This window comes from Isoptericola sp. GX10416, assembly GCF_056590155.1.
Genome location: NZ_JBWPVO010000041.1, coordinates 1 through 746 on the forward strand (window position 1 = coordinate 1; position 746 = coordinate 746).

Below are 746 nucleotides of genomic sequence, written 5' to 3' on the forward strand. Positions count from 1 at the left end.
CGCAGGAGGTTGCCCGAGGCGCCCCGGCGGGGCCGGGGCGCCTCGTTGCGTGCATCGCGGGTCATGTCAGCCCTTGATGCCCTGGGTGGCGACGCCGTCGATGATGTAGCGCTGGAACACGATGAAGAACAGCATCACGGGCAGCAGGGCCAGGACGGCCATGGCCATCTGGGCGCCGTAGTCCGACACCGAGGTCTGGTCGACGTACTGACGCAGCGCCATGGGCAGGGTGTAGAGGCTGGGCTTCTTCAGGTAGAGCAGCGGGCCCAGGAAGTCGTTCCACGTCCAGATGAACGTGAAGATCGAGGTGGTCACGATCGCGGGCCGCATCAACGGCAAGATGATCCGGGCGAAGGTGCGCCCGTGCCCGCACCCGTCGATCCGGGCGGCCTCGTCCAGCGAGCGAGGGATCCCGCGGATGAACTGGATCATCAGGAACACGAAGAACGCCTCGCCCGCGAGGAACTTGCCCGCCAGGAGCGGCACGTAGGTGTTCACCAGGCCGAGCTCGTTGAACATGATGTATTGCGGGATGATCGTGACGTGGAACGGCAGCAGCAGCGTCGCGATCATCGTGGCGAACATGATGCCCCGGCCCGGGAAGTCGATCCGCGCGAACGCGTACGCCGCGATCGTGGACGACAGGACCGTGCCCACCACCGCCAGCGCGGCCAGCAGCAGACTGTTGGCGAAGAACGTCCAGAACGACACCCCACCGATGCCCGACAGGGCCGTGGCGTAGTGCT

1 protein-coding gene is annotated in these 746 nt (G+C 66.2%); it reads right to left on the bottom strand.

Translation table 11 applies throughout. The features are described 5' to 3' along the window. Positions 1–66 precede the first annotated feature (66 nt). Positions 67–746 (bottom strand): carbohydrate ABC transporter permease (locus tag ACWAT2_RS19355; protein WP_480049267.1); only part of this gene is annotated, 680 nt, incomplete at its 5' end.